Raw genomic sequence first — 6,617 nt, 5'->3', positions numbered from 1 at the left:
GTCGAGCCAGACGGTGGCACGCGACACACGCTCGAGGAAGCGGCGGTCGTGCGAGATCACGATGAGCGCCGAGGAAGTCCGGACGAGTTCCTCTTCCAGCCATTCGATCACCGACAGATCAAGATGGTTAGTCGGCTCATCAAGAAGCAGGATGTCGGGCTCCGGCGCCATGACGCGGGCAAGGGCGGCGCGCCTGGCCTCGCCGCCGGACAGGTCTGCCGGCCGCTCCTCGCCTGACAGGCCGAGATGCTCCATCAGATAGCTGGCGCGGTAGGGATCGTCGGCCGGGCCGAGTCCGGCCTCGACATAGGCCCGCACATTGGCAAAGCCGTCCATGTCGGGCATCTGGGGCAGGTAACGCACCGTTGCCGAAGGCTGGCGGAACACCTCGCCGTCCTGCGGTTCGATCAGGCCGGCGGCGATCTTGAGCAGCGTCGACTTGCCGGACCCGTTGCGGCCGACCAGCGCGATCTTGTCGCCGGCCGACGCGGTCAGGGCGGCGCCATCGAGCAGCGGCGTGCCGCCAAAAGTCAGTCTTATCCCGTCGAGATTGAGAAGGGGCGGGGCCATGTCAGCTTTCGGGCAATGGATAGGGATGGGCAAGCAGCAGCGCGCGGCCGTGGCCGAGCGCGATGTCGAGGCGGCCCTTGACCTCGTTGGAAATGGTCAGCGACGATCCGAAAGCCACCTCGACCTTGTCGAGCGGCCATTTGGCGCCGGTGACGGTCAGGCCGGAGAGTTCGGAAAAGCCGAGAATAGAAAATAGCGTGCCGTCGGCATAATCGAAGCTGGCCCTGCCGTTGAGCAAGGGGACACCCTCCTGGGCGCCGCTGGTCAAAAGCACATCCGTTCCGGCCTCGGCCAGCCGCAGGCCAAGCGCCAGATGCAGAAAGGCGTGATCGGCGCGCTTGCCGCCGAAGGCGCCCGCCAGCACAAGGCGGGTCGCTCCACGCTCCAGTGCGGCCGCGATTGCCAGTTCGCCGTCGGTCTTGTCCTTTTCCGTCGGGAAGGTTTGCTGGGGCACGGCGGCGAGATGGGCGGGCAGATCGGCCGGAACCGAATCGAAATCACCGACCCACAATTCCGGCACGAGGCCCAGCATCCGCGCATGACCGATGCCGGCGTCGGCGGCGATCACGCGCGAGCCTTCGACCTGGCGGTCGAGCCGGGGCGTGCGGAGGAGATCGCCGCCAAGCAGGATGGTGAATGTGCTCATATCCCGTCGCCTTACCAGCCCGGCACGGGAAACGGAAGGCGGCAAACTCCCACTTGCGTGTCCCACCCGCCGGGCCTATGTGTCGAAACGCTCTAACGGGGTGCCGGACGCGAATTTCGCGGGCCGGCTGAGAGGCAGTCTCGCCAACCCGCTGAACCTGATCCGGTTTGTACCGGCGGAGGGATTAGACGTTTCGGACAGTCCGACGCCTCAATTCCTTTCAACGCAAACGAAGGAGGCGCCGATGCGCACGTTTTTATATTCTCTCATCGCAGCCACGGCGGTGACGCTGTCCGGGCCGGCCTTGGCCAAGGACAAGCTCACGGTCTACACCTATGAGAGCTTCACCGCCGACTGGGGTCCAGGCCCCGTGGTGAAGAAGGAATTCGAGGCCGAATGCGGCTGCGATGTCGAGTTCGTCTCGGTCGCCGACGGCGTGGCGCTGCTCAACCGCGTCAAGCTGGAAGGCGCTTCGACCAAGGCCGACATCGTGCTCGGCCTCGACACCAATCTCACCGCCGATGCCAAGGCCTCCGGCCTGTTCGCGCCGCATGGCGCGGTGAGCGATGTCAACGTGCCGGGCGGCTGGAGCGACGATACTTTTGTTCCCTTCGACTACGGCTATTTCGCCGTCGTCTACGATACGCAAAAGCTGAAGTCGCCGCCGAAAAGCTTGAAGGAGCTGGTCGAGGGCAGCGCCGACGACAAGATCGTCATCCAGGACCCGCGCACCTCGACGCCCGGTCTCGGCCTGCTGCTCTGGGTGAAGTCGGTCTATGGCGATAAGGCGCCGGAGGCCTGGGCCAAGCTCAAGACCAAGGTGCTGACCGTGACGCCGGGCTGGAGCGAGGCCTATGGCCTGTTCACCAAGGGCGAGGCGCCGATGGTGCTTTCCTACACCACCTCCCCGGCCTACCACATGGTCGCCGAGAACACCGAGCGTTACCAGGCGGCGTCTTTCGAAGAGGGCGAGTATCTGCAGATCGAGGTCGCCGGCATCACCACGACCGGAGCCAAGAACCCGCTGGCGGAAAAATTCATGGCCTTCATGACCGGACCGAAATTCCAGGACGCCATCCCCGAGACCAACTGGATGTTCCCGGCCGGCAAGACCGACAAGCCGCTCAACCCGGCCTTCGACAAACTGGTCAAGCCGACCAAGACCCTGCTGTTCAGTCCGGAGGAGGTCGCGGCCAACCGCAAGACCTGGGTGGATGAATGGCTGGCGGTGATGAGCAAGTAGTTGGCTGTATGATCCGAAGATGAATGCTTTACGGCGCCCCCCTCTGTCCTGCCGGACATCTCCCCCGCTTGGGGGGAGATTGGCTGTCATCGGCGATTTCGCCAATCGCCAACATTGCAGGAATGAGCTGGGCGCCGGAGCTGCTAATCTCCCCCCTCGTGGGGGAGATGTCCGGCAGGACAGAGGGGGGCGCGAAGGAACGCGACGCACGTTAAAGGCCTTTCGTGCAACCCGCGTCTGATCCCCGCATTACCGCCGGCAGCGTAGCGCTGGCGGCGATCGCGCTCTTGATCGGCGGCGCGTTTGCCGGGCTGCTTGTCGAAGGCGCACACGATCTCTCCGGCGCCTGGGTGGCCTTCGACCCTTATCTGTTGCGCGTCGTGCGCTTCACACTCTGGCAGGCGGCCCTGTCAACGCTGCTCTCCGTCGGGCCGGCCCTGTTCGTGGCGCGGGCGCTGTCGCGGCATCCACGGTTCTTCGGCCGCGCCTTCATTCTGCAGCTCTTCGCCGTGCCGTTGGCGCTGCCGGCGATCGTCGCGGCGCTCGGCATTCTGGCGCTTTATGGCCGTGCCGGCTATTTCGCCGGCCTGTTCAACTGGGTTGGCGGCCAGGGCTGGCCGGGCATCTACGGCCTCTCCGGCATTCTCGTCGCCCATGTCTTCTTCACCCTGCCGCTGGCCACCCGCCTGTTCCTCGAGGCGCTGCAGACCATCCCCTCCGACCAGTGGCGGCTGGCGAGCCAGCTCGGCATGGCGGCGCGGCCGGCGTTCCGGTTGATCGAATGGCCAACACTGCGCGCCGCCATGCCCGGCGTCGCCGGGCTCGTCTTCATGCTCTGCATCACATCCTTCACCATCGTGCTGACGCTTGGCGGCGGGCCGGCCGCGACGACGCTCGAAGTCGGCATCTATCAGGCCTTGCGCTTCGATTTCGATCCCGCGAGGGCTGTCGCGCTGACATTGCTGCAGATCGCCTTGACCTTCATCGTGGTGCTGGCGCTGACGCGGCTCGGCGCCAATGTCGTCGGCGACACCAACCTGCCGGTCGCGCCGCGCCGCTATCTCTCCGTCAACGGCACCGAAGCCACACTGAATGCCTTGCTCATCGGATTGGCGCTGCTGGTCGTCGCGGGACCGATGGCGGCGACCGTGATCGCCGGATTGAGCGCCGATCTCGACCGGCTGGCCGGCGAGACCGCTGTCCGGCAGGCGACACTCACCAGCGCCGTGCTCGGCTTCCTTTCGGCGCTGCTTTCGGTGATGCTCTCGTTGGCATTGACAATGGCGCGGCGGGCGCTGGCATCGAACCGCCGCTCCGGCCCAATGACACTGCTCGAACACGCCACCGATACCCGCGCCGGCTTTGTGCTGGTCGTGCCGCCGATCGTCGTCGGCGCCGGTTGGTTCCTTCTGTTGCGCCACGTCGGCGACGTCTTTGCCATCGCCCCGCTCATGGTCGTCACCGTCAACGCTGTCATGGCGATGCCTTTCGCGCTGCGCGCCATCCGCCCCGCCTATGATGCGGCAAGCGAGCGCCACGAACGGCTCTGCGCACAGCTCGGCATTTCCGGCTGGGCAAGGCTGAAGCTGGTCGACTGGCCGTCGCTGCGGCGGCCGCTCGCCACCGCCTTCGCGTTCGCCATGGCGCTGTCGCTTGGCGATCTCGGCGTCATCGCCCTGTTCGGCAGTGATTCCGTACAGACCTTGCCCTACCTTCTCCTGGCGCGCATGGGCAGCTACCGCACCCAGGACGCCGCCGGCCTGGCGTTGTTGCTGGGCCTTGTCTGCCTGGTACTGGTGCTGGCAGCGGACCGGCTGGGAAAGGGGATGGCCCGCGATGTCTGACGGTGCGGCTAACGCCAAAGGGGTTCCGGTGCGGCTGGACAAGGTCTCGTTCAGTTATGGCGAGGCATTGTTCGCTTTCGATGTCGAGTTCACCGCGACGCAAATCACTGCCATCATGGGGCCAAGCGGTTCGGGAAAGTCGACGCTGCTCAATCTGGTGGCCGGATTCGAGATGCCGAGATCCGGCCGCGTGCTGATCGGCGGGGGCGATGTCAGTGGTGAGCCGCCGGCCGTGCGTCCGGGGTCGATGGTGTTTCAGGAGAACAATCTTTTCGCGCATCTTTCCGTCGAGCAGAATGTCGGGCTCGGCCGTTCGCCATCGTTGCGGCTGACCGATACCGACCACGCCGATATCGCGGGCGCCCTTGCGCGCACCGGTCTTGCCGGCAAGGAGAAGCGGCTGCCGCGCGAACTTTCGGGCGGTGAGCGCCAGCGCGTCGCCCTGGCTCGCGTGCTGGTGCGTGACCGCCCGGTGCTGCTGCTCGACGAACCCTTCGCCTCGCTTGGGCCCGCCTTGCGCGACGACATGCTCGACCTGGTTGCTGGCCTTCATGCCGAGCGTGGCATGACGGTGCTGTTCGTCACGCACCAGCCGCAGGATGCCCGCCGCATCGGCCAGAAGGTGGTGTTTCTGGACAATGGCGCCGTCGCCGCCACAGGCACGGCGGACGATTTCTTTGCCGGGGCTGGTCCGGAGGCGTTCCGGCGCTATATCGGTGCGGGTGCCGGGGATGCCTTATCACGAGATATTGCCCGGAAGCGGACATAATTTACGCTCAAACCGGCCCGAGGCGATGTGGCGCTTGCTTGCCATGACTGGAGTAGTGTGGCTAGGTCCGCTCGATACCGGTCCGGCACTGGCCGTGATTTGCCTACAGCATCTGCTGCCCGGCCCGAGGGGCGCGTGACGGACGCTGTAGCAGTTTGTTTTGCGCATTGCATGATCATGCGCAAGGACCTGAAAGGAAGCCATTCTGGCGATCGGCGTTGACAGGCTACGAATGAACCCGCTGGCGCGCTTCTTGGCGCTGGCTGGCTTTGCCGTGGCGCTGGCGAGCTGCCAGATGTTCACGCCTCCGGAGGTCCAGGAATCCGGCTTCCAGCCATCCGACAAGCCGATCACGGTGGACAATGTCGCCGCCAACAACAAGCTTGCCGAACTCGCCAAGGCGCAGCATCCGCGCATCCTGGCGACCTATGGTGGCGAATATTCCGATCCCAAGCTCGAGCGCATGGTCGCCAAGGTGGTCGGCAATTTGACCGTGGTATCGGCCAACCCGACCCAGACCTATCGCATCACCATCCTCAATTCGCCCAACGTCAACGCCTTCGCACTGCCGGGCGGCTATCTCTACATAACGCGCGGCCTCCTGGCGCTGGCCAATGATTCGTCCGAGCTCGCCGCTGTCATCGCGCATGAAATGGGACACGTCACCGCCAATCATGGCCTGCAGCGCCAGCAGTTGGAGGCCGAGGAGGGCCTGGCGACCAAGGTCGTCTCGGATGTGCTCGGCGACAGCCCGACCGCCAAGGCAGCACTGATCCGCGGCAAGCTCAGGCTGGCGCAGTTCTCGCGCAACCAGGAACTGGAGGCGGACGCCATCGGCATCAAGTCGATCGGCGAAGCCGGCTACGATCCCTATGCCGCCGGCCGCTTCCTGCAGTCGATGTCGGCCTACACCGATTTCCGCTCGATCAGCGGCGCCACGGACGCCAGCCTCGACTTCCTTGCGACGCACCCCAACACGCCGCAGCGCATCGATCTGGCACAGCGCCACGCCCGCCAGTTCGGCGCGCCAGGCTTCGGCACGCGCGACCGTGATTCCTTCCTCGCCGGCATAGACGGCCTACTCTACGGCGACACGCCGGAAGAAGGCTATGTGCGCGGCGAGACCTTCCTGCATCCGGGCCTCGGCGTGTCGTTCACGGTGCCGGACGGTTTCATCATCGACAATTCGGCGGCAGCGGTGACGGCGACCGGTCCTGGCGACATAGCAATCCGCTTCGACGGCGTTTCGATCGACAAGAACCGCGCCTTGACCGACTATATCAGAAGCGGCTGGGTGGCTGGCCTCGACGACAGCACTGTCAAGCAGGAAACCATCAACGGCAATGAGGCGGCGACCGCGCATGCCGGCGCCGAAGGCTGGCAGTTCGATATCGCGGTGATCCGCGCCGGCGGCCAGGTTTACCGATTGCTGACCGCGGCGCCCTCGGCCAGCACCTCGCTGGAAACGGTGGCGCGCTCGGTCAGCGGCTCCTTCCGCATTCTCAGTCCCGCCGAAAAGGCGGCCCTGAAGCCACTGCATATCCG

Annotated in this window: 6 protein-coding genes and 1 riboswitch; of the genes, 4 read left to right on the top strand and 2 right to left on the bottom strand. The window is 65.4% G+C overall.

Translation table 11 applies throughout. The annotated features are described in order from the left end of the window. Both EOA36_RS22860 and EOA36_RS22855 read right to left on the bottom strand, forming a co-directional pair. Positions 1–570 (bottom strand): ATP-binding cassette domain-containing protein (locus tag EOA36_RS22860; protein WP_145969262.1); only part of this gene is annotated, 570 nt, incomplete at its 3' end. Between the two features lies 1 nt (position 571). Further along, positions 572–1,216 (bottom strand): thiamine diphosphokinase, encoded by a 645-nt coding sequence (locus EOA36_RS22855; protein ID WP_127279533.1) that lies wholly within the window; start codon positions 1,214–1,216, stop codon positions 572–574. Positions 1,217–1,302: 86 nt separating this feature from the next. Next, positions 1,303–1,417: riboswitch (TPP riboswitch) on the top strand. Positions 1,418–1,460: 43 nt separating this feature from the next. On the opposite strand from EOA36_RS22855, the gene thiB reads away from it, so the two are divergent. The 4 genes from thiB to EOA36_RS22830 form a co-directional block, all read left to right on the top strand. Further along, positions 1,461–2,459, top strand: a complete 999-nt coding sequence (gene thiB / locus EOA36_RS22850; protein WP_127279532.1) for a thiamine ABC transporter substrate binding subunit — start codon at positions 1,461–1,463, stop codon at positions 2,457–2,459. 224 nt (positions 2,460–2,683) lie between these two features. Continuing rightward, complete coding sequence (gene thiP, locus EOA36_RS22840; RefSeq protein WP_127279531.1) at positions 2,684–4,303, top strand: thiamine/thiamine pyrophosphate ABC transporter permease; 1,620 nt, start codon at positions 2,684–2,686, stop codon at positions 4,301–4,303. Next, entirely contained in the window at positions 4,296–5,072 is a 777-nt protein-coding gene (gene thiQ, locus EOA36_RS22835; RefSeq protein ID WP_127279530.1) for a thiamine ABC transporter ATP-binding protein, read from the top strand. Before thiP ends, thiQ begins: the two co-directional genes overlap by 8 nt. Before the next feature lie 232 nt (positions 5,073–5,304). After that, positions 5,305–6,617: M48 family metalloprotease (locus tag EOA36_RS22830; protein WP_127279529.1), on the top strand; the 1,313-nt coding region annotated here is incomplete at its 3' end.

This window comes from Mesorhizobium sp. M8A.F.Ca.ET.021.01.1.1 (genome assembly GCF_003998025.1).
Classification (GTDB): Bacteria; Pseudomonadota; Alphaproteobacteria; order Rhizobiales; family Rhizobiaceae; genus Mesorhizobium.
Note: the sequence above shows the minus strand (reverse complement) of the source record. Positions and strands in the feature narration are given on the sequence as shown.

Bases quoted from the DNA above. Each gene is read 5' to 3' on its own strand.
- EOA36_RS22855 (WP_127279533.1), bottom strand. From the start codon at position 1,216: ATGAGCACATTCACCATCCTGCTTGGCGGCGATCTCCTCCGCACGCCC.
- thiB (WP_127279532.1), top strand. From the start codon at position 1,461: ATGCGCACGTTTTTATATTCTCTCATCGCAGCCACGGCGGTGACGCTG.
- thiQ (WP_127279530.1), top strand. From the start codon at position 4,296: ATGTCTGACGGTGCGGCTAACGCCAAAGGGGTTCCGGTGCGGCTGGAC.